Annotated in this window: 23 protein-coding genes; 8 read left to right on the top strand and 15 right to left on the bottom strand. The window is 35.0% G+C overall.

What is annotated here, in order from left to right:
• Positions 1–37: 37 nt before the first annotated feature.
• The 7 genes from AACZ41_RS02910 to AACZ41_RS02880 all read right to left on the bottom strand — a co-directional run bounded on the left by AACZ41_RS02910 (position 38) and on the right by AACZ41_RS02880 (position 7670).
• Positions 38–403 (bottom strand): hypothetical protein, encoded by a 366-nt coding sequence (locus AACZ41_RS02910; RefSeq protein ID WP_339626325.1) that lies wholly within the window; start codon positions 401–403, stop codon positions 38–40.
• A gap of 515 nt (positions 404–918) precedes the next feature.
• On the bottom strand, positions 919–1575 hold the full coding sequence (locus tag AACZ41_RS02905; protein WP_339626323.1) for a CoA transferase subunit B: 657 nt from the start codon (positions 1573–1575) through the stop codon (positions 919–921).
• A 4-nt stretch (positions 1576–1579) separates the two neighbouring features.
• Positions 1580–2278 (bottom strand): CoA transferase subunit A, encoded by a 699-nt coding sequence (locus AACZ41_RS02900; protein ID WP_339626321.1) that lies wholly within the window; start codon positions 2276–2278, stop codon positions 1580–1582.
• Between the two features lie 104 nt (positions 2279–2382).
• Positions 2383–4728, bottom strand: a complete 2346-nt coding sequence (locus AACZ41_RS02895) for a transglycosylase domain-containing protein (RefSeq protein ID WP_339626320.1) — start codon at positions 4726–4728, stop codon at positions 2383–2385.
• Positions 4729–4731: 3 nt separating this feature from the next.
• Positions 4732–5217, bottom strand: a complete 486-nt coding sequence (locus tag AACZ41_RS02890) for a gliding motility lipoprotein GldH (protein ID WP_339626318.1) — start codon at positions 5215–5217, stop codon at positions 4732–4734.
• Positions 5210–6397 carry a regulatory iron-sulfur-containing complex subunit RicT gene (gene ricT / locus AACZ41_RS02885; RefSeq protein WP_339626316.1) on the bottom strand — a complete coding sequence of 396 codons (1188 nt, stop codon included), beginning with the start codon at positions 6395–6397 and terminating at the stop codon, positions 5210–5212. Before ricT ends, AACZ41_RS02890 begins: the two co-directional genes overlap by 8 nt.
• 241 nt (positions 6398–6638) lie before the next feature.
• Complete coding sequence (locus AACZ41_RS02880; RefSeq protein ID WP_339626314.1) at positions 6639–7670, bottom strand: rhodanese-related sulfurtransferase; 1032 nt, start codon at positions 7668–7670, stop codon at positions 6639–6641.
• A 350-nt stretch (positions 7671–8020) separates the two neighbouring features.
• Here AACZ41_RS02880 and recA point away from each other — a divergent pair, with 350 nt between their 5' ends.
• From recA to AACZ41_RS02855, 5 genes are all read left to right on the top strand, one after another.
• Positions 8021–9031 carry a recombinase RecA gene (recA, locus tag AACZ41_RS02875; protein WP_339626312.1) on the top strand — a complete coding sequence of 337 codons (1011 nt, stop codon included), beginning with the start codon at positions 8021–8023 and terminating at the stop codon, positions 9029–9031.
• Positions 9032–9110: 79 nt separating this feature from the next.
• The gene (locus AACZ41_RS02870) at positions 9111–9533 is read left to right on the top strand and encodes a hypothetical protein (RefSeq protein ID WP_339626311.1); all 423 of its coding nucleotides are present in this window, start codon (positions 9111–9113) and stop codon (positions 9531–9533) included.
• A 15-nt stretch (positions 9534–9548) separates the two neighbouring features.
• Positions 9549–10115 (top strand): RNA polymerase sigma factor, encoded by a 567-nt coding sequence (locus AACZ41_RS02865; RefSeq protein WP_339626309.1) that lies wholly within the window; start codon positions 9549–9551, stop codon positions 10113–10115.
• A gap of 31 nt (positions 10116–10146) precedes the next feature.
• Positions 10147–11613: a hypothetical protein gene (locus tag AACZ41_RS02860; RefSeq protein WP_339626307.1), complete on the top strand. Its 1467-nt coding sequence runs from the start codon at positions 10147–10149 to the stop codon at positions 11611–11613.
• A 5-nt stretch (positions 11614–11618) separates the two neighbouring features.
• Positions 11619–12176, top strand: a complete 558-nt coding sequence (locus AACZ41_RS02855) for a DUF3575 domain-containing protein (protein ID WP_339626305.1) — start codon at positions 11619–11621, stop codon at positions 12174–12176.
• Here AACZ41_RS02855 and AACZ41_RS02850 read toward each other — a convergent pair.
• Positions 12173–12913 (bottom strand): lysophospholipid acyltransferase family protein, encoded by a 741-nt coding sequence (locus AACZ41_RS02850; protein WP_339626303.1) that lies wholly within the window; start codon positions 12911–12913, stop codon positions 12173–12175. The genes AACZ41_RS02855 and AACZ41_RS02850 overlap by 4 nt on opposite strands.
• 71 nt (positions 12914–12984) lie before the next feature.
• On the opposite strand from AACZ41_RS02850, the gene trpS reads away from it, so the two are divergent.
• A complete protein-coding gene (trpS, locus tag AACZ41_RS02845; RefSeq protein WP_339626301.1) occupies positions 12985–13953 on the top strand; it encodes a tryptophan--tRNA ligase in 969 nt (322 codons plus the stop codon).
• Between the two features lie 137 nt (positions 13954–14090).
• Here the strand turns inward: trpS and dprA are convergent, their stop codons facing one another.
• Entirely contained in the window at positions 14091–15209 is a 1119-nt protein-coding gene (gene dprA / locus AACZ41_RS02840) for a DNA-processing protein DprA (RefSeq protein WP_339626298.1), read from the bottom strand.
• 59 nt (positions 15210–15268) lie between these two features.
• On the opposite strand from dprA, the gene AACZ41_RS02835 reads away from it, so the two are divergent.
• Positions 15269–16264 (top strand): SPOR domain-containing protein, encoded by a 996-nt coding sequence (locus tag AACZ41_RS02835; protein WP_339626296.1) that lies wholly within the window; start codon positions 15269–15271, stop codon positions 16262–16264.
• Between the two features lie 59 nt (positions 16265–16323).
• On the top strand, positions 16324–16839 hold the full coding sequence (locus AACZ41_RS02830) for an acyl-CoA thioesterase (RefSeq protein WP_339626294.1): 516 nt from the start codon (positions 16324–16326) through the stop codon (positions 16837–16839).
• Here AACZ41_RS02830 and AACZ41_RS02825 read toward each other — a convergent pair.
• From AACZ41_RS02825 to AACZ41_RS02800, 6 genes are read right to left on the bottom strand one after another with little or no spacing between them, the layout of a single operon-like run.
• Positions 16829–17674 (bottom strand): aldo/keto reductase, encoded by an 846-nt coding sequence (locus AACZ41_RS02825; RefSeq protein WP_339626292.1) that lies wholly within the window; start codon positions 17672–17674, stop codon positions 16829–16831. The two genes, AACZ41_RS02830 and AACZ41_RS02825, sit on opposite strands and share 11 nt — an antisense overlap.
• Before the next feature lie 12 nt (positions 17675–17686).
• On the bottom strand, positions 17687–18910 hold the full coding sequence (locus AACZ41_RS02820; RefSeq protein WP_339626290.1) for a peptidoglycan DD-metalloendopeptidase family protein: 1224 nt from the start codon (positions 18908–18910) through the stop codon (positions 17687–17689).
• Between the two features lie 4 nt (positions 18911–18914).
• Positions 18915–19700, bottom strand: a complete 786-nt coding sequence (locus AACZ41_RS02815; RefSeq protein ID WP_339626288.1) for a DUF4292 domain-containing protein — start codon at positions 19698–19700, stop codon at positions 18915–18917.
• The gene (locus tag AACZ41_RS02810) at positions 19701–20642 is read right to left on the bottom strand and encodes a hypothetical protein (RefSeq protein WP_339626286.1); all 942 of its coding nucleotides are present in this window, start codon (positions 20640–20642) and stop codon (positions 19701–19703) included.
• A gap of 35 nt (positions 20643–20677) precedes the next feature.
• The gene (dut, locus tag AACZ41_RS02805; protein ID WP_339626284.1) at positions 20678–21112 is read right to left on the bottom strand and encodes a dUTP diphosphatase; all 435 of its coding nucleotides are present in this window, start codon (positions 21110–21112) and stop codon (positions 20678–20680) included.
• A complete protein-coding gene (locus AACZ41_RS02800; RefSeq protein ID WP_339626282.1) occupies positions 21109–22569 on the bottom strand; it encodes an oligosaccharide flippase family protein in 1461 nt (486 codons plus the stop codon). The genes dut and AACZ41_RS02800 overlap by 4 nt, the downstream gene beginning before the upstream one ends.
• Positions 22570–22587 lie beyond the last annotated feature (18 nt).

The following is a 22587-nucleotide window of genomic DNA, read 5'->3' as shown; positions in this document are numbered from 1 at the left end:
CAACTGATAATGTGTATTTTTCAATTGCAACTTTTTTCTACTGTTTTGCGGCGAATATTTTACCTTCCATTCTTACTAGAATAGTACCGTTTTCCGTTTCTTTCATTTCAATAAAATCAAAGGGGAAATCAGTACCTGGATAGCTAATCATATAAATATCATTATTTACACTCCATTTAAAATCTGTTGAATAAACTACTTGTCCATTTTTGTAGCCATGAAACCTACCTAGATAAACATCATTGAATATCCATTCTTCATTATCAACAACCAATTTATTAGTATTAGTTGCGGTTTTTACAGTATGCTTCCAAATACCAATAATAGGGTCATTATTTTCTTCAATTTTTGAACAAGAGGTAATTAGTACCAACAGAACGAGGCATCTTAATACATACTTCATTTTAGGTTAAGTTTCAAAAGCGATTTGGGATTCACTTTTTATTACATTTCAAAAATATGTAGTCTTTTTCTTACAAAATAATATTTGTGGTAAAAATCCTTAAACCTGTTGTGAACATCTTAGGTTGCATAGTAAATATATTTATATCTCAACGATATAATGGCAGTTCATACTAATTTTGAGCAATCAAAACACCAAAATTTGGCATAAAAAAAGAGCGCCTATTTTAAGTCGCTCTTTTGTAATTGTCTAAAAAGTAATTTATATCATAAACAACTTTTTTGTAAGTCTTAAAAATCCGCTAAAAAAATCATTACGATAAACTTGAACTTTTTCTTCAGCTGCGATCTGGTTAAATTGAGAATTCATTTAGGTTAAGTAATTAAAAGGTTAAATGGATTTTACGTTCTAAATATACACTGATTTTTCTCTTTTCAAAAAATTAATGTTGTGTATAGTATAATACATGTTGTGAAAAAAATGAAATGACTGTTTTATCGACAAACAGCATGGTGTTAAATATTTTTCATTTCTGGTATTTCACCATCCACAATTAATGCACCTTCCGTAGCTTCTATTATTTCTTCTACTGTTACCCCTGGCGCCCTTTCTAAAAGTAGAAAGCCACTATTTGTAACCTCTAGAACTGCCATATTGGTTACAATTTTCTTAACACAGCCAACGCCAGTTAAGGGTAAACTACATTTTTTTAATAGTTTAGATTCCCCATCCCTATTCGTATGCATCATAGCGACAATTATATTCTCTGCTGAAGCGACTAAGTCCATAGCACCACCCATTCCTTTAACCATTTTTCCCGGTATCTTCCAATTAGCGATATCACCATTCTCAGAAACCTCCATTGCACCTAGTATGGTGAGGTCCACATGTTTACCCCTAATCATAGCAAAACTAGTTACAGAGTCAAAATATGAAGCACCTGGCAAAGCTGTAATGGTTTGCTTACCCGCATTGATTAAATCAGCATCTTCTTCACCTTCAAAGGGAAAAGGACCCATACCAAGAATTCCATTTTCACTTTGAAATTCAACACTAATATCATCACGTACATAATTAGCTACCAAAGTTGGTATACCTATACCAAGGTTTACATAATAGCCATCTTCCACTTCTTGTGCAATTCTTTTTGCAATTCCGTTTTTGTCTAACATGATCTTATTTTTGACGTACAGTTCTTTTTTCTATTCTTTTCTCATAATCTTTACCTTGAAAAATTCGTTGAACGAAAATTCCTGGAATATGTATTTGATTAGGATCTAATTCACCTACGGGAACCAACTCCTCAACCTCTGCAACTGTAATTGTGGCAGCACCACACATACAAGGATTAAAGTTTCTTGCCGTACCCTTAAATATTAGATTACCAGCAGCGTCACCTTTCCAAGCTTTCACAAAGGCAAAATCCGCTTTAAATGCTTCCTCTAATATGTACATCTTACCATTAAATTCACGTACTTCCTTGCCCTCTGCAACTTCTGTTCCATAACCAGCAGGTGTAAAAAATGCTGGAAAACCGGCTTGTGCCGCCCTACATTTTTCAGCAAGTGTACCTTGTGGTGTTAACTCCACCTCTAATTCCCCACTGAGCATTTGTCGTTCAAATTCATCATTTTCACCAACATACGAAGACACCATTTTTTTAATTTGATGTTTCTGCAACAATAATCCTAAGCCAAAATCATCTACTCCCGCATTATTAGAAATACAAGTAATATCATTTACACCCAGTTTTACCAATTCGCTTATTGCATTTTCTGGTATACCACATAGACCAAAACCGCCTAACATAAATGTCATTCCATCCTGTACACCAACCAATGCCTCAGTTACGTTTGCTACTGTTTTACGTATCATTTCTTATTAAATTATCTTGTCACTAAAATACCGAATTTAAATGGATTAAATAAAAAAGGTCTTGGTATAAACCAAGACCTTTTTTATTTAATTAAGAACTTGGATTAAAAATCCAAGTCATCTAAATCATCTTCAATATCTTTATCTTCTTTGATATCTGATGTGAATTTATCGCAATCTATTTCGATTGACATATCCTCAGGTTTTTCAAAGTCATCCTTTGAAATACCAAGTTCAGGATCAGCATAATTTTTTTTCATATAAAGCCCCCAAATAGGTAATGCCATAGAAGCTCCTTGACCGTAAGTGATACTCTTAAAATGAACTGACCTTTCTTCACCACCGACCCAAACACCGGTTACTAAATTTGGAACCATACCCATAAACCAACCATCACTATTATTCTGTGTGGTACCGGTTTTACCTGCTATAGGGTTCGTTAATTCATATGGGTACCCGGTAATGATTTCATCATATTCCTTTCTAAATTTATTAGCACCTGTTGTACGTAAACGCGTACCTGAACCACCTTGAGTAACACCTTTCAATAAATCAACAATTGCATAAGAAACATCTTTACTCAATACATCTTTAGTCTCTGGCACATATTCATAAAGCACGGTACCATCTTTATTCTCAATACGAGTTACCATCACCGGTTTTACATATACCCCTTGATTGGCAAAGGCCCCATAAGCACCTACCATTTCATACACGTTTACATCTAAGGTACCCAAAGCAATAGCAGGCACCTCAAGAATATCACCAGTAAGCCCTAAGTTACGAACCATACTAACTACAGATTTTGGACCCACCTCATCTATTAACTGAGCGGTAACTGTATTTACTGAATTCGCCAAAGCTCTTTTTAAAGTATAACTGCTTCCAGAATATTTTAAATCAGAATTTCTAGGACACCATGGCTCCATATTTCCATGTTTCCCTGCTTCAATGCAATATTGAGTGTCCGGCCGTGTATCACAAGGCGATAATCGTAATTGGTCAATCGCCGCAGCATAAACAAAAGGCTTAAAAGTAGAACCTGCTTGTCTAGCACCTTGTATTACGTTATCATATTGAAAGTGCTTATAATTGATCCCACCGACCCAAGCCTTAACATGACCAGTTTGTGGCTCCATCGACATCATGGCTGTTTTTAAAAAAGCTTTATAATACCGAATGGAATCCATTGGTGTTAAAATTGTATCCTTTTCCTTGGTAGCGCTTTTCCAATCGAAAACCGTCATTTCGGTCTTTTTGGTAAATGATTCTCGAATTTCCTTTTCAGATTTACCCAAATCCTTCATGATACGCCATCTTTCTGATGTTTTCATCGCGCGTTCCAATATACCATTCGTCTCCTCCGGAGTTAAATCTAAAAACGGAGCTGTTGGATTTCTATCCGGTGTGTTTTGATGAAAAAATTCCGCTTGCAACTTCGTCATGTGTTCATTAACCGACTCCTCTGCATTCGCTTGCATTTTAGAATCAATGGTCGTGTAAATTTTCAGTCCATCTAAATACAAGTTATAACGTTCACGATCACCCTCCATGGCAGGCTTAGGATTTTTATCGATCCAATCTTTCATAAAGCGATGCAAGTACATTCTAAAATAGGTAGCTAAACCTTCTCTATGGCTTTCCGGATTGTAATTAATATCCATTTTCAAGGCCTGTAGTGAATCTTTTTCTGCTTCGGTGATATAATCGTATTTAGCCATTTGGCCAAGAACAACATTTCTTTTGTTAAGCGTAAGTTCTTCTCGTCTTAATGGATTGAACAATGAAGAGTTCTGTAGCATACCAACTAGCATAGCTGATTCTTCAACCTTTAAATCTTTTGGTTCTTTGCCAAAATAAATACGTGCCGCAGATCGTATACCATCGGCATTATTTCCAAAATCATAAATATTCAAATACATACTTATGATTTCTTCTTTGGTATAACTACGCTCTAAACGTATAGCCAATACCCATTCCTTTAATTTTTGTTTAATAGCATCTAATTTGCTTCGAGAACGAACGCCTACAAATAATTGTCTTGCCAATTGCTGAGATATGGTACTTGCACCACCCTTACTGCCTAAATACGCAAATGCTCTTAGAGTTCCTCTAGCATCAATACCAGAATGATCCATAAAACGAATATCCTCACTTGCAATTAAAGTATTCACTAAATTTTCCGGCAAATCTTCAAATTTTATATCGGTACGGTTATCATCTAGATAAAACTTACCCAATAAATTACCGTCAGATGAAATAATCTGAGATGCTAAATTAGTCTTTGGATTTTCTAAATATTCATAAGGAGGAAGCTCCCCGAATAGTCCCCAGGAGGCAGATAAAAATATCAAGGCCACAAAGGCTATACCTGATAAAAATAAAATCCAAAACCACTTTATGAATTTGGAAAAACTATTTGTTGTACTCTTCTTTTCCGTTTTTGCCATAACTTACGGGTTACTTTTAATTACTTCAATACCTACATCGGTAATACCTTCTAGACCAATAATTCCAGAAACATTACCGTTTTTACGCATCGCTTGTGAAACCTCAATAGTATATACGCCAGAAGACGAAAAAACGATGTTTTCCTTATACCATAATTTATTCTCCTTAATACTACCACTACCTTTGCCAAGCCAAGTGCCATCTGGTAAAGACATTGCATATTCTAATGTGTCTTTCGTTACTTCGCCCTCAGGTGTAGTTAGGGATGTAATTATGAATAAATTACTATACGGAAAAGTATTATCATTTCTAATATTGATAAATATATCATGCCCTTCTAGAGTATCCATTTCGGATAAAGTAAACTCAAGCACGTTATCTTTATTCCAAACACCATCTTTTATAGAACGGTATTCTGATTTAATAATATTGGTATTACAGGAAGCTAAAAGCATCACTGCCAAAAAACAACTTGATAAACTACGCATTGTTTTGATTTCTTTTTCGATTTCTGTTCTTGTTCTTATTTTGGTTTCGATTCCTACTTTTATTCTTGTTCTTATTACCAGTACCTTTAGGTCTGTCGAAACGGGTTAGGCTATCTTGACCAACTACATTCTCAAAAACTACTTTTTCTTCTACTTCTATTTCAATCGCATACATTTCTAAACTAGCGACTTTCTCCTTCTTTTTATTTTTCTCTAAAATCTCATTTACCTGATCCTTTGAAAGAACATGCCAATTACCTGGATCTTCTTTGTAAGAAAACCAGAGCATCTCTTTAAAAATATCGGTTTTCTGACAAAAGGCTAAACCCTTATCTGTAAATAATTTGGTGTCTTGTGAAGGAAAGTCTTTTAAGGCATCTAAATAAACATCAAGCTCATAGTTTAGACAGCACTTAAGTTTACCGCACTGTCCTGCTAGTTTTTGTGGGTTTAACGATAATTGTTGGTAACGTGCTGCAGAAGTACTTACCGATCTAAAATCTGTAAGCCATGTAGAACAACATAACTCTCTACCACAAGATCCAATACCGCCCAATCGTTGTGCTTCTTGACGATACCCGATTTGACGCATTTCGATACGAATACCAAATGCCTTGGCCATATCTTTTATTAACTGTCTGAAATCTACGCGTTCATCTGCAGTATAATAGAAGGTTGCTTTAGAGCCATCTCCTTGAAATTCAACATCAGAAATCTTCATTTGAAGTTTTAAGATAATAGCAATTTCACGAGCGCGCTTTTTTATTTCCTCTTCTCTATCTCTACATTTCTGCCAAATATCGATATCTTTTTGACTGGCTTTACGATACACTTTTGGTGCGTCGGGAGCATTAATCGCTTCCTTCTTTCGCTTCATTTGTACGCGAACCAACTCACCTGTTAAGGTGACCATACCTATATCATGACCAGACACAGCTTGAGTGGCAACAATATCGCCAATGGAAAGTGAAAGATTTTCTGTGTTTTGGAAAAATTCTTTTCTACTGTTTTTAAATCTTACCTCAACAAAATCAAATGGCCTTTCCCCATTAGGGAGCGACATGTTGGAAAGCCAATCAAAAACTGTTAATTTATTGCAACCATCTGTACCGCAAGTACCGTTGTTCTTGCATCCCTTTGGTTGTCCATCCTTACCGGTAGAACAACTACTACAACCCATATTATATATATTGATTTGGTCGAATTTTTAAAGATTCACCAAAAAAGGTTCATAAAAAACTTATAGGTAAAGATACTGTTTTTTTAATGTGAAATAAAAGACAAGTTAGTAGTATCGATATTCTGCAATCAATAACCAGTGGTCGATAAGTTGTATCCTATAGAATCAAAATAGTGGGAAATCTCGGCTTATTTTTAGTTAAACTTTAGGCTTCCCACAGTACTAAACTTAAAAAATTACTTTATTTCTTAAACTTTAAAACCTCTGAGCGGCCTTTCTTAAAAATTTTATTACTGACAACTTTACCTTTTCTTAGTGCCTTTTGCTCTTCAAAAGGTAATTCATGAACCTTTTTACAAGTATCAGAACAACAATCGTTCATTTTTTCAGCGCAAGATTTACACTGAATAAACAACAGATGACATGCTTCATTCGCGCAATTAACGTGTTCATCACAAGCCTCTCCACATTGGTGGCAATTTGAAATGACATCATCACTGATTCGCTCTCCCCTTCTATGGTCAAATACAAAATTTTTACCTCTGAACTTATTTTCTAAATTTTTATTCTCGACCTGTCTTGCATATTCAATAATTCCACCTTCAAGCTGATAAACTTGTTCGAAACCTTTATGCTTATAATAAGCACTTGCTTTTTCGCATCGAATACCTCCTGTACAATACATAACAAGTTTCTTATCTTTCTTGTGGTCTGCTAAATCTCGTTCAATAATATCTAGCGAATCACGAAATGTATCTACATCAGGTGTTACTGCATTTTTGAAATGACCGATTTCGCTCTCGTAATGATTTCTCATATCGACCAAAACGGTATCTGGGTCTTCGATAAGCTCATTGAACCTTTCTGCATCTACATGAATTCCCTTATTGGTAACATCAAAACTATTATCATTAAGGCCATCTGCCACGATCTTATTTCGAACTTTTACTTTAAGCTTCAAGAATGATAGATTGTCTTGCTCAATCGCAATGTTCAGACGAACATTTTCCAAAAATGAAATGCTATCTAAATGCTCTTTAAAAATATTGAAATTTTCAGCAGGTACTGATAATTGAGCGTTTATACCTTCTTGAGCGACATAAATTCGACCAAGAACATCCATCCCATTCCAATGTATAAACAAATGATTTCTAAATAATTCGGTATTACCGATATGTGCATAGGTATAGAAAGATATAGTAAGACGCTCCTTACCAGCTTCTTCAATTAAAGCGGCTCTTTCTATTGCACTTAGTGTATTGTACAGTTGCATGCTATACCAATAGTTTTAAGTTATAGAAAAAATTAAAAAGCAAAAGTAATGATAATATAGAAAAATAAGCCTATTCTATTTAGCTTAACCACTTTGAATCAAAAAAGAGTCTTGAAAAATCAAGACTCTTTAATAACTATTCCATTCTTTTCTTTTTCATAGCATTCTTTCGAAATACAGAAAGGGAAATAGCCGCCAATGTTCATTATCACTAAAAACAAGGAAGAATAACCAATTAAGCCCTTCTATTTTTTATTAGATTATAATTACTTAAAATGGTTGCGTAATACGATTCAATATTATTCAAATCAAAAAAGAATTGGTAATTTAGCTTTCCAAAAAAATTAAAAATGAGTTCGGAAAAAGAAGCAAAATTAAAAGCATTAAAATTGACCCTTGACAAAATGGATAAGACCTATGGTAAGGGTGCTGTCATGAAAATGGGTGATAAGGTTGTTGCCGATGTTGAAGTGATTCCTTCCGGCTCATTAGGATTGGATATTGCTTTAGGAGTAGGTGGCTATCCAAGAGGCCGTGTTATAGAAATATACGGACCTGAATCTTCTGGTAAAACCACATTGACACTTCATGCCATTGCAGAAGCACAAAAAAATGGTGGTATAGCAGCTTTTATTGATGCAGAACATGCCTTCGACCGTTTTTATGCTCAAAAATTGGGTGTTGATATAGATAACTTAATTATCTCTCAACCAGATAATGGTGAGCAAGGTTTAGAGATAGCTGATAATTTAATTCGCTCTGGCGCAATTGACATTGTCGTTATTGATTCGGTTGCTGCATTGACGCCAAAAAGTGAAATAGAAGGAGAAATGGGAGATTCTAAAATGGGACTTCACGCTCGTTTAATGTCTCAAGCACTAAGAAAACTTACCGGATCTATAAGTAAAACCAATTGTACCGTTATCTTCATTAACCAATTGCGTGAGAAAATTGGTGTTATGTTCGGTAATCCTGAAACAACAACTGGTGGTAATGCCCTTAAATTCTACGCATCAGTTCGTTTAGATATTAGAAGATCTACGCAAATAAAAGATACAGATGGTAACGTACAAGGAAACAAGACTCGAGTAAAGGTAGTTAAGAACAAGGTAGCTCCACCATTTCGTACTACTGAATTTGACATCATGTACGGTGAAGGGATTTCAAAAGTTGGTGAGGTTATCGATCTTGGTGTAGAATATGAAATTATAAAGAAGAGCGGTTCATGGTTTAGTTATGGTGACACAAAACTTGGTCAAGGTCGTGATGCGGTTAAGAGTCTTTTGTTAGATAATCCAGAACTTTTTGAAGAATTGGATGGTAAGATACGAGAGGCAATTAATGCGCTGAACGCTAAATAAAGTTTTATTTAGTTAAACATAGTTGCCTTCTACGCAACCATTGCGCCCAACTTTCATCTTATAAGCAAGTTATTGTTCAATGAGAAAAAAGTTAATTTTGTTGGTGGTTACTCTGGCGCTCATTAACAATGGTTGCTCGATAGAAGATGATGGCGCCAATTTTCATTTTACAGCATTGGAAATTGTTGACGCAGAATTACCTGAATCCTTTGATTATAATCAGACCTATGAGATATTGGTAAACTATATTAAGCCCGATAGTTGCACTAATTATGAAGGTTTTGATGTTGTTAAAGATTCCTTGACGATTAGAAATGTTGTTGCCATTGGATCCGTAAGAACCGATATAGATGGTTGTACCTTACAATCAATAGAACAAACAGCGTCATTTAACTTTAAAGTAATTTACACTGACCCTTACACTTTTAAGTTTTATACAGGTGAAAATAGCGAAGGAGAAGCTCAATATTTTGAAGTACTAGTGCCAGTTAACAAACCTTAAAATAACCAACCATTTGTGAGTCTAGAAGAACTCATACAAAATTGTAAAAAGGGAGACCGTAAGGCACAGGAACTTTTATATAGAGCCTATGCCACCACTCTATTTGGTATATGTCTGAAATATTCTAATTCTAAAACCAACGCAGAAGATAACCTTCATGATAGTTTTATAACCATTTATGAAAAAATTGGTCAATACCAAGGTAAAGGGTCTTTTGAAGGTTGGATGAAAAGAATAACCGTTAATACGGTATTGCAGAAATATAGAAAGGAAGAGTTTTTAAACGTAGTTACTGATAATACTGAAGAAGAAGTTACCGTAGATAATGCTTTTAGTGATGTTAGCCTACAATCACTGTTAGCCTTAATTCAAGAATTACCGAACAAATATCGTGCGACATTCAATTTATATGTTTTGGATGGATACTCCCACAAAGAAATTAGCCAATTGTTAGGTACTTCAATTGGTACTTCTAAATCTAACCTTGCACGCGCTCGTACATTATTAAAAGAAAAAATAGAAACTAAAATAACCCAATCTATTATTGGGGTATTTACAATTATAACAATACATTTTTTATAATCGAATTGATTATAAACTGAAATCTTAAAAGATGCAGAAAAAGAAATTAGACGAACTTTTCCAAGACAAACTCTCGGACTTTAAACCCACCCCAGACAATAAAGTTTGGAGGGCTATTGATGCGTCATTGGAAAAAAAGAGAAAGAAGAGAATTATTCCTATTTGGTGGAAACTGGGCAGTATAGCTGCTACACTAGTTATTGGCCTTCTTGCGTTCAATCCGTTTACAGAGAACCGTACTTCGAATGAGATACTAGTAGATACTCAAAAAGAAGAAAAAAATACAGAGATTCAGCCTACTTCTAGAAAAAATACCTTCGTCGATACCCTTACTAATGATACTAAAAAGGCTCATGACGACACTAATCTAGTTGCTACAAAAACTGGAAATTCCAAAAAGACCATACAGTTTTCAGGCAAAAAAAATAATACTAATCGGTCTGAAAAGAATAATCTTTTAGTAAAAAACGAGGCAAATAGGGCAAAGTCTAACATTTTGATTGTAGAAAATACTTCAGAAAAAAAATTAGACAATGAGATGCAAAACAAAGCAACACCGATGAAAGATGGTATAAATAAATCAAAGCTCGAAACTTCAAAAACTACTTTAGAAAATAATATTACCAATAAAAAGTCAGATATAAGTTCTGAAGTTGCAATCAATGAACTTAACGATGAAAAAAAAGAAATAGCTGAAGTAGATAAAAAATCCATTTTCGAAGAAATCGATGATAAAGAAGAGAAAAAAGAAGATGTGGCAAGTAAAAGATGGTCAGCAGGGCCAAATGTTGCTCCTGTATATTTTAATGGCCATGGAAAAGGATCTCCTGTAAACTCAATCTTCACCCCTAACTCCAAGTCAGGAAATATCAACTTTAGCTATGGACTATCTGTCGCGTATGCCGTGTCTAAAAAGCTGACCATTCGTTCAGGAATTAATAAAGTTGACTATGGCTATGATACTGAAGATGTTGCTTTTTCGTCATCTATTAATGCAATATCTACAAATGGTCAATTAGCGTCAATAGATTACGCACCTACATCAGAAACACTTACCGTTTCAAGCAAAAAAGTAGCCTCAGAAAATTTTAGCACCTCTAACTCCGCATTAGATGTCACTGCTAAAAGCGCCACTAGAGATGGTTATATGTCGCAACAATTTGCGTATCTTGAACTACCAATTGAAGTGAACTATGCTCTAATAGATAAAAAATTCGGTGTTAATATTATTGGTGGTGTAAGTTCATTATTTTTAATAGATAATGCAGTTTCTTTAACAGCTGGGGAATTAACTACAGAAATCGGGGAAGCCAATAACATTAACGACCTTAACTTTAGTGCAAATATGGGCCTTGGTTTTAATTATAAATTTTCTCCTATGATTCGTTTCAACTTAGAACCAATTTTCAAATACCAATTAAATACATTTTCAGAAGTTGACGGTACATTTTTACCATATTCTATTGGAGTTTACAGTGGCCTTAGTTTTAAGTTTTAAAAATTATGATGAAAAAAATTCTTTTAATCTGTTTTTGCATATTTAGTTATACCATTTTTTCTCAAGACAATGAGACATCAACTAGCCCCATAGAAGATAGGAATGAACTGAAAATAAACGGACTCTTCTTAATTTTAGGTGCTGTTGAATTAGATTATCAATATTTAATTAATGATGAGTCTGGTATTGGTGTAGACCTTTTACTGGCTTTTGATGACGAAAATTTAGATTTAAACTATTACGTCTCTCCTTACTATAGACAGTATTTTGGCAAAAAATATGCTTCAGGTTTTTTTGTTGAGGCTTTTGGTATGCTAAACTCCGTCAATGATTTCACTTTTGACAATACATATGACCCTGCGACAGACATCTATTATTACGACGGTGGTTATGAAGAAAATATAATAGATTTTGCCCTTGGTATTGGCACCGGCGTAAAGCTTCTTACTAGAAGAGGATTTGTGGTAGAAATTGATTTGGGAATTGGTCGTAACCTTTTCAAAAACGATAGGGACTTTACCATTATCGGTAAAGGAGGAATCAACTTAGGGTATAGATTCTAACCATTAATAATTAAATCATTCAAGATAGTCTCCCTAACACTATTTCGTAAGATTGATGTATCTTCAGGTCTTAAGAAGTCAGTTGCAACGAACCGATGTACTTTTGCCCTACAATTACCTGGACCTCCACTAAAAAAGGTAAATGAAAATCTTTTCTTGTTATCATAAAATGTCATTGGCACTACAGCAATTTTATGGGCAATAGCCATTTTGAAAGCACCATCTTTAAAATTATCTAATACAACCTGTTCCTCCGGAACGCCCCCTTCTGGGAAAATACAAATACTCGATCCTTGCTGTAATCGTTTTTGAGCCCTTCTATACACACCGGTTCTACTTTGTGCATCATCTCTATCCACCATAATACATACACGTTTATAGAAAAAACCAAATAAAGGAATATTCACCAATTCTTTTTTACCTACAAATACAAATGGATTTCTACTAACCACCAGCATTAGCATAATGTCTAACATACTAGTATGGTTTGCTACAAGCATATAACTGCTTCCTTTAACTAATCGTTGATCATACTTAACATTTGGCCAACAGAACATTCCATATAGAATGGGTTTCGCCCATAGGTTTCGCGCCATCCAAAAAAATTGTGGATACCACTTTTCCCTTGACGCAAATAGGACTAGAAATGGGAAAAATATTAGAATAGGTACGGCCACCAAAACATGAAACCAAATACGGTATAGTGTTTGACCGGTTTGTCTAACGACTTTAAGCATAAATCAAAAGTAGTTATTTAGGTTAGTTTTTTTGTATTTGTTTTACCTTTGCTTTCTTAGAAATAAAGCAAATGGCAAGAATTTTAACTGGCATACAAAGTACTGGAACCCCTCATTTAGGTAATATACTAGGTGCGATTATGCCTGCGATAGAAATGGCGGAAAATCCAAAAAATGAATCTTTTTTATTCATTGCGGATATGCACTCTCTTACTCAAATAAAAAACGGCACTGAACTAAGACAAAACACTTATGCTACAGCAGCAACTTGGCTGGCATTTGGCCTTGACATAGAAAAAACTGTTTTTTATAGACAAAGTGATGTTCCACAAGTAACTGAACTTTCTTGGTATTTGAGCTGTTTTTTTCCATATCAACGACTAACACTTGCCCACTCGTTTAAGGATAAATCTGATAGATTAGAAGATGTAAATGCGGGCTTATTTACATACCCTATGCTAATGGCTGCAGATATACTGTTGTATGACGCAAATATTGTACCTGTTGGTAAAGACCAAATGCAACATATTGAAATGACCCGTGATGTAGCATCTCGCTTTCATGCACAATTAGGCGAAACATTTGTATTGCCTGATGGTAAGGTTCAAGAAGAAACGATGTACATACCGGGTACCGATGGTGCAAAAATGAGTAAAAGCAAAGGGAATCTAATCAATCTTTTTCAAACGGATAAGCAATTACGTAAGCAGATTATGGGCATACAAACCGATAGCACGCCTATGGAAGATTCAAAAGACCCTTCTACCGATAATGTATTCGCCCTTTATAAAATATTGGCTTCGCAACCGCAAATAGAGGAAATGAGCGCCAATTACTTAGCTGGAAACTATGGTTATGGTCATGCCAAACAAGCCCTTTATGAAGTCATAGTAAATAAGTTTGAGGCGCCACGTGAAAAGTTCAATTACTATATGAACAACTTAAACGAGATCGATGATGCTTTAGCTTTAGGTGCTGAAAAAGCAAAAAAAGTGGCCGACGGTGTATTAGAACGTGTTCGTGAAAAGTTGGGATACTAAGAAAAATAGGTTTCCTTTTAAATCCTAGTCTTATCTCTATTTACTTCGATTTAGTGCTCAAATAAATCGTTGTACAAGCAATATGTCATTTATTGTTATGGTTCCCCGTAAAAAACAAACCGAATAGTTTGTAAAGACTAAATCGCTTCGAACAATTTTCCTGGCAATGGCCGTATTACTCCCTTCATTTCCATATTTAGCAACGTTGAAGATGTTCTAAATATGGGTAATTCACAATCTAACGCTATACTATCTAATAATTGTTTTCCGTTGTTCTGTAAATATGTATAAATATCTTGTTCAACTTCATCCAACTCTATGAACAATTGCTTTTGAATAATTTTGTTTGGCTTTTGCTCTACTTCCCAATCTAACAAGTAAATTAAATCGGCGGCAGAGGTCATGACATGCGCTTTTTGTTGTTTAATTAAATTATTACAGCCTAAGCTATACTTGTCGGTTGTTCTGCCAGGTACCGCAAAAACATCACGATTATAACTATTCGCAATATCTGCTGTCACCAAGCTTCCCCCTTTTTCTGCAGATTCAACAACAACGGTTGCTTCACTGACGCCAGCTATAATACGATTACGCTTCAAAAAATTCTCCCGCTCCGGATTACTGGTACTCCAAAACTCAGTATAAAACCCGCCATTTTTCAAAACATCAGCCTGATATTTCGCATGAACCTTTGGGTACATTTGATTTAACCCATGCGCCAAGCATCCTATAGTTTGAAGTCCATTTTTGACTGCTTCCCTCTGAATACAAATATCAACCCCGTAGGCAAAACCACTAACAATAATAGGATTCAACGGAGCTACATCTGAAATGAACTGTTCACAAAATGCCATTCCATAACTAGTAATATTACGAGTACCAACTACACTTATAATCTTTCGATTACTTAAATCAATATTTCCCTTTTGAAAAATAAGTATGGGCCCATCGATACAATGCTTTAAATAATTAGGATATGAGGCATCTAGAAAATAGGTGCAAACGATATCATTTCTAACCATATAATTGTATTCAGCCTCGGCCGCTTCAAGATGTTCTTTTTCGAATAAATGCCTTATGGCATGTGTACCAATACCATCAATTTTTAAAAGGTTTCGCTGATTATCTTCAAAAATTGCAGATGGACTTCCACAGTGCGAAATTAATTTCTTCGCCAAAATATCGCCGATGTTTGGAACATGTTGCAACCGAAGTATTGCAATGAGTTCATCAGCAGTGTGTTGTGTAGTTTTCATTAATTGTTCACAAATTAGAGAAAAAAATATGTTAATAAAAAGTTACGAAAGAGGTTTTTATGCCCCCATATTTTTTTCATATTTGCGTAACAATGGTTTTAGAACATTATATAAGCGATTTATTGTACAGGTACAACTGTGTTGTTGTCCCAGGTTTTGGAGCATTCCTTGCTCAAAAAAATTCGGCTAGTATTAATCAAGTCACTAATACGTTCAGTGCACCAAATAAATCTATCGCCTTTAACAAACAACTCATCTCCAATGATGGTTTGCTAGTATCTTACGTGTCAGAATCAGAGAAAATCACTTTTGAATCTGCATTGTCCTCAATAGAGGAACAAGTTAAGGTTTGGAAAAATATCTTAGTACAAGAAACGTCATTAAACCTAAAGAATATTGGGTCCTTATCCAGAAATAATGAGGATAAAATATTATTTCAACCAGCTTCTGAACCAAACTACTTGACATCATCTTTCGGTCTTTCTAACTTTAATTCCATTCCTATTACCAGAGAGGTCCTAAAAAGGGAAATAGTTGAAATCGAAGAAAATATACCATTCGTTATTAGCCCGGAACGTAGAGAAAATAAAGGTTTTAGACCTTATTTAAAATACGCTGCTATTTTATTATTAGCATTTTCAACTGGAGTAACAGGTTATCGTGTTTTTCAACAACAACGTACCAATGAACAGGTTGCTAGGCAAGATGCTCAAGAATATGTAACCAAACAAATTCAAGAAGCCACCTTTTTCGACCTTTCTCCTTTAGAGCTACCAACCGTAACTGTTGAAGCAACTACCACAACATCACCAACTATTGAAGAAGGTGAAATGCATTACATCGTTGCTGGTGCGTTTAGAGTAAAAGCCAATGCCGATAGAAAGATAGAGCAGCTAAAAGCAAGTGGTTTTAATGCGGATTATTATGGTACCAATGACTACGGACTTCATATGGTAACCTACGAAAGCTATACCAATTCATCAGATGCATTAAAAGCGTTAAGGGAAATTAAACGTACCCAGTCTAAAGACGCTTGGTTATTATCTAAAAAATAAACCTATACACATTTTATAACTACCATTGATGCCCGTATCTTTGCGGAAAATTTCAATTAATGGAAGCAAAAACACCTGCAGCATCTCGTACCACAATGACCGATATGGTTCTCCCTAGTGAGACCAACGCACTGCAAAACTTATTTGGGGGCGAATTATTGGCGCGAATGGATCGTGCTGCTAGTATTGCCGCAGGTAGACACAGCCGTAGAATTACAGTTACGGCGTCTGTTAATCACGTAGCCTTTAACCTTGCTATACCCTTAGGCAGTGTTGTAACTGTCGAAGCAGCAGTTTCTAGAGCCTATAACACCTCTATGGAGGTGTACATTGATGTCTGGATAGAAGATCGTTATAATGGTAAGCGCACCAAAGCAAATGAAGCGATTTACACATTCGTTGCTGTTGATGAAACGGGCAAGCCTACTGAGGTGCCTGAACTAGTACCTGAAACGGAATTAGAAATATCTCGTTTTGAAGGTGCTCTTCGAAGAAAACAATTGAGTCTCGTATTGGCAGGTAAAATGAAGCCTGACAATGCAACTGAATTGAAAGCCTTATTTACTAAAAGTTAAAATTATCTGGATCAGGACCACTTCGTTGTCCTGTTTCTAAACTATCTAAAAAGTTAATATCTTCTTTAGATAATTCAAAATCAAAAATATCCGCGTTAGATGTAATGCGATTGATATGGACTGACTTAGGAATAGCAACCACACCTTTCTGTAAATTCCAACGCAAAATAATCTGCGCTACTGATTTTTCATGTTTTCTTGCCAAATAATTACAAATATCTAATTCAAAAATCTTGCCCTGCATAAATGGTGACCAAGATTCATATTGAATAGAATTTTTATTACAGAAATCTATCAAATTTTGCTGTACTAAAAGGGGATGAAATTCCATTTGATTCACCATAGGAACTATTTTGCAATCCTCCATTAGATCTTCTAAATGGTGCTTTAAAAAATTACTGACTCCTATTGCCCTAATCTTCTTTTGTGCATATAAAAACTCAAGGGCCTTCCAAGTTTCTTTGTATTTACCTGCCACTGGCCAATGGATCAAATATAAATCCAAATACTTTAAACCTAACCGATTTAAGCTCTCATCAAATGCCTTTAACGTAGACTCATATCCTTGATCAGCGTTCCAAACCTTCGTAACTACAAATATCTCCTCTCTATTAACGCCACTTTCTTTTATGCCCTGCCCTACACCTTCTTCATTTTTATAAGCAGACGCAGTGTCTATATGTCTGTAACCCAATTGTAATGCTCCTTTTACAGCATCTACAACTTCTTGCTCATTATCAGCTTGGTAAGTTCCCAGGCCTAAATATGGCATTTGTACACCATTACGTAAGGTAAAACTTCCTTGAATATCTGTAATTACCGGTTTATTTCGCATATCGAATAGTAGTTAAAGCCTATACACCCAATCTTCAGGGTTTAAGCGAGAGGTATCTTGATAAAGATAAAATTTAAGGCGAGTTTGGCCATTATTCCGGTTGGTATAAACAGTCCCGAGCTCCTCTTTACTAGCAACTTTATCACCTTTTTTAACATACAAATCAGATAAGTTGTAGTAGGTACTAATAAAATTTCCATGTTTAATTTGAACCCCTTTATTTCCTCCTGGAACAGCCAAAATAGCTATGACCTCGCCTTCAAAAATAGCACGTGCTTTTGACCCTTCGTCTGTTGCTATTATTACACCGTTACTTTGGTGTTTTATACCTGGGTAAACAGGATCACTATACACACCGAACCCTTGACTCTTTATACCCTTTTCAACAGGCCAAATTAATTTGCCTTTGTTTGCAGAAAAATTATTTGCAATGATAGTCGCCTCAGGGGTTAGGACAAACTTGCTTGAGTTTTTGGTAGTGCTTCCCGATTTTTTATTGGATGCCGCGATAGCACTTCTAATTAATCGTTCTATTTGCTGATCTATCTTTCGGGCCTCTTTCCTCTTGGCATCAATTGCGCTAGTATATTTAGATTCATTTTTACGAATAGTACCTAACAATGCTTTTTGTGTTTGTATTTCACCAAACAATTGATCTTTTGCTTTTTTATTTTGGGCCAATAATACCTCTTTTACTTTTCGCTCTTCGTTAAGGTCAGTATTTAAACGTGATAACTCCTCGGTTTTAGAAATAATCTGAGCACCTTGCTCTTTTCTGTAGTCTGTATATTGCTTCATATATTGAAGCCTCTTAAAAGCCTGAAAAAAGCTTTCGGACGACAATAAGAACATTAATCTATTTTGCTTAGACTTATTTTGATATGATTTCTGAATCATCTTGGCATATTCGTCCTTGATTTCTTGTAATTCAGATTTTAGCTTTCCTATATTTCTAATATTTGTATTAATTTGACGGTTCAACAAATTAGATTGTTGATTGGTAACACGAATTAATTGTTGACGCACAGTAATTTTCTTATCAAGCGCTTCCATTTGATCCAAAACATTTCCTTTTTCCTTCTTCTCAGCAAAAAGTAAACGGTTAATATTTCTAATTTCTGATTGTAGTTGTTCACGCTTTTCTTCTAAAGCCTTTTGTTCACTAGTTTGACCAAAACACGTCATAGCAGTGACCAACAACAAAAATAAAACGCCATGTTGTAGTTTAAACTGCATTTGATTATAGCTCTATTTCTTTAAAACCTTTTGGTATGGAATACGGAAAATTAACCGCGCCATTTAATTCAATATTCCTGAATTCTAGGGCTATATTATTCTCATTGTCTTTGGTAATCGCCCTAATCTTTATTTCATTTGGAAGTATCTCCTTATCTAAGATTTGGTAATTCTCATACGATATCTCTAACAATCTTTGCTCTAAAGGTTGAGAAAGTTGCTGTAGAGCCATTTTGTAATTTTTTGGCTCAATCCTAAATAAAGTTTTATATAACGTTCCTGGCAACTTAGGAGTTAGTCTGTATGATTCTTCGAATAGATCAATACCATATTTTTCTTGTCTCAAATCAACGATAGCTTGTCCGGTTAGCAGGTTCTGCAAAATTGAGAAATCAACCTCGGTACCCAATAATTCACTTAAATAGGAAAAATCCCCATCAAAGTATTCATTTTGCAATTTGTTATAAAACGAAACACGATCGGGTGTAATATACGCTTTAACGATACCCAATGGTGCACTCATCCAAATGGCCTTGTCCTTTTCCATTCGTATACTAACCGAAACATTCTGCGAAGATTCCCCATCTGAAAAACTGATTCTCACCTTACCATTGAGTGTTTTAAATTTAGCCTGATTTTGATAATGCGCTTTTATGACAGATTTTACCGATAATTTCTCATCTACAGTTCCACCCGTAACGACCTTTGCACTCTTACAAGAAGCCATTAGCACTACTGATGCTATCAACAATGTACGCTTTATGGTAATCCCCTTCAAAAACTTCATCATCTAAAAACCTAGTTTTATTTTACTAAGGTACATATTTGCCTTTGTCGTATTGTTGATTGCGGTATACGCATTGGCCAATTCCTTATAAATTTTATTTTCTAAAACAATATCATCAATCAAGTAATCTAAAGCTGTTTCCAAAATTTCTATAGCATCATTGTATTCTTGTGAACGGTTTAAGGCAGTGCCGTTCGCATAGTAAAAAAATGGCTGTGAAGGAAAATTTTCCATAGCCTCTTCTGACGTTGATAATAATTTATCCGCATCAAGATTAGCTATTAGCAACTCATTTATTTTCGACTTGTATTCTTCTACTCCATTTAAATCTTCATTAGAAAATTTCTTGCTGAGTACAGCTATTGATGAAATCTTTTCCCTTTGTATTTCGAGCGAATCCTTTATTCGTTGCTCTAGTCTTTCGATAGATTTAGTTGCCTTTAAATCCTTTAAAATAGATTGGGCAGTTACATAATCCCCCTTCAAAAAATAAATCTCTGTTATATTACTTTTCAACTCAGAATTATTAAAGGGTAATTTATCTATGATATCTTCTAAAACAGATTTTCTAGCTTCAACTATATTTATTAATGTTTCTGCGTACCAATAATTTTCTGGTTCACCTTGTACAGCCTCTATTGCATATTCTTGAGCTACTTCAAATTGTTTGTCATAAAGGTGAAATTTTGCCAATTCAAAAGAAACCACCGTATTTTCTGGCTGAAGCCGTTTACATTCTAAAAAGTAAGTTATCGCACGATCATAATTCCGAATTCCCATTTGCTTCAATCCCTCGAAAAAATTCTCTTGAAAAGCATCGGAATACTCTTCTAAAAATACTTCAGCACTTTGTTCAACCTCTATGTCTCGTTCTTCTTGGGCATAGATTGTCGTTAGTGAAAAAAATCCACTAATTCCAATCACCAAAAAGAACCACTTCTTCATATATCCCTTAAACGTATAATTATATGTTAAATAACTTATTTGACACCAGTGCTTCCAAAACCACCTTCTCCTCTTGCTGTTTCCGATAACGAATCTACTAGGCTCCATTCTGCCCTTTCATGTTTAGCGATTACCATTTGAGCAATGCGTTCACCATTTTCAATAGTAAAAGGTTCGTTGGATAAGTTGACCAAAATGACACCTACCTCTCCTCTATAATCTGCATCAATCGTGCCAGGTGCATTTAGTACAGTAATTCCTTTTTTAGCTGCAAGACCACTTCTTGGGCGCACCTGAGCCTCTATACCAATCGGAAGTTCCATAAAAAGACCTGTCGGTATAATTGTTCTTCCCAAAGGCTGCAAAATAACGGATTCTGAAAGATTTGCTCTTAAGTCCATACCGGCAGATGCACCAGTTTCATAGTTCGGCAAATCATGATTAGACTTATTGATAATTTTTATGTTCATCTGTTTAAATATAATTTTTTTAAGTTGTCAAATTCAAGTTTGTAAACCAAACCTAAGAACAACAATAACAATGGTATGCCTACAAAAAGATTTCTATCAAAAATGTAAAATGAAAGGATGGAAAACAAGATAGACACTACTAAATAAAAGCTAATTTTTCTGAAGTTATATGGAATAGGATAATACATGCGTCCGAAATAAAATGATAATAGCATCATGGTACCATATGCAGATACCGTAGCTACAGCTGATGCCATATACCCAAAATAAGGTATGAAAACAAAATTGATGATTATTGTAATAACAGCTCCGATCATTGAAATATAAGCACCATAAATCGTCTTATCGGTTACTTTGTACCAAACTGATAGATTATGATATATTCCTAAGAAAAAACTTGCCAATACAATCAAAGGTACAATTGGCATCGCCTCCCAATACGCCTCGTTTAATACTAATAATTGTTTAAGCACGTCGGAGAAAACAACTACTGCTACCAAAATTATACTACCCAAAACCACAAAGTAATTGGTAATTTGAGCATAGGCTTTTTGCGGATTTTTAGTGTCAGAGTGACTGAAGAAAAATGGCTCAATTCCCATTCGGAAAGCCGTAGCAAATAAGGTCATGAACAGCGCTAGTTTATAACAGGCGGAATACTTACCCATTTCGCTTTTTGCAATATCTACAGGTAATAATTCTGAAAGTAAATAACGGTCAAATACCTCATTTATGGTAAAGGCAATACCGGCAACCATAACAGGCATAGCGTATCTTACCATTCTTTTCCATAAAATGGCATCAAAGACATATGGTCGACGTATATAAACCCTAATCATAAGAAGTAGCGTAATCCCACTAGCTAATAAATTGGCTATTAAAATATAAGGTATTTCATAATCAGGTTTGTAAATCGAATTCAAAAATCCAGAAGCAGTTCCATCGGATATTTTAGGTAGTAGAATTAAGAAAAAGAGGGTAAGCCCTAGATTAAGTGAAACATTAAGTATTTTAACAATAGCATATCGCATTGGTTTCTCGTTAGCTCTCAACCATGCAAAAGGGATAATTGCTAGTGCATCTAATGCTAAAATACCCAACACATAATTCATGAAAGGCAAATCTATATTTAAGGCGTTTGATAGTTTTTCTTTAAAAAGAATTCCTATCAGCATCAATAAAAATGTTGAGCCCATTATTGAAAGTAATGAGGTGCTCACTACTTTTTTACGGTTATCTGCTTCTTTATAAAATCGAAAAAATGCAGTTTCCATGCCATAGGCAAGAAACACGTTGAAAATTGCGAACCATGAAAAAATAAGGGTTACTTCACCGTACTTTCCTGGCGCCATTACTTCGGTGTAAATAGGCACCAACAAAAATGAAATCATCCTTGGCAAGACAGTTGCCAAGCCATAAATAGCAGTTTGTTTAAAAAGTTTTTTGAGTGGATTCAAGTACCTTAAATTGAAGCA

This window comes from uncultured Maribacter sp. (genome assembly GCF_963974015.1).
Lineage (GTDB): Bacteria > Bacteroidota > Bacteroidia > Flavobacteriales > Flavobacteriaceae > Maribacter.
The sequence above is the reverse complement of the archived record's forward strand: the minus strand, read 5'-3'. Positions and strand labels throughout refer to the sequence as shown.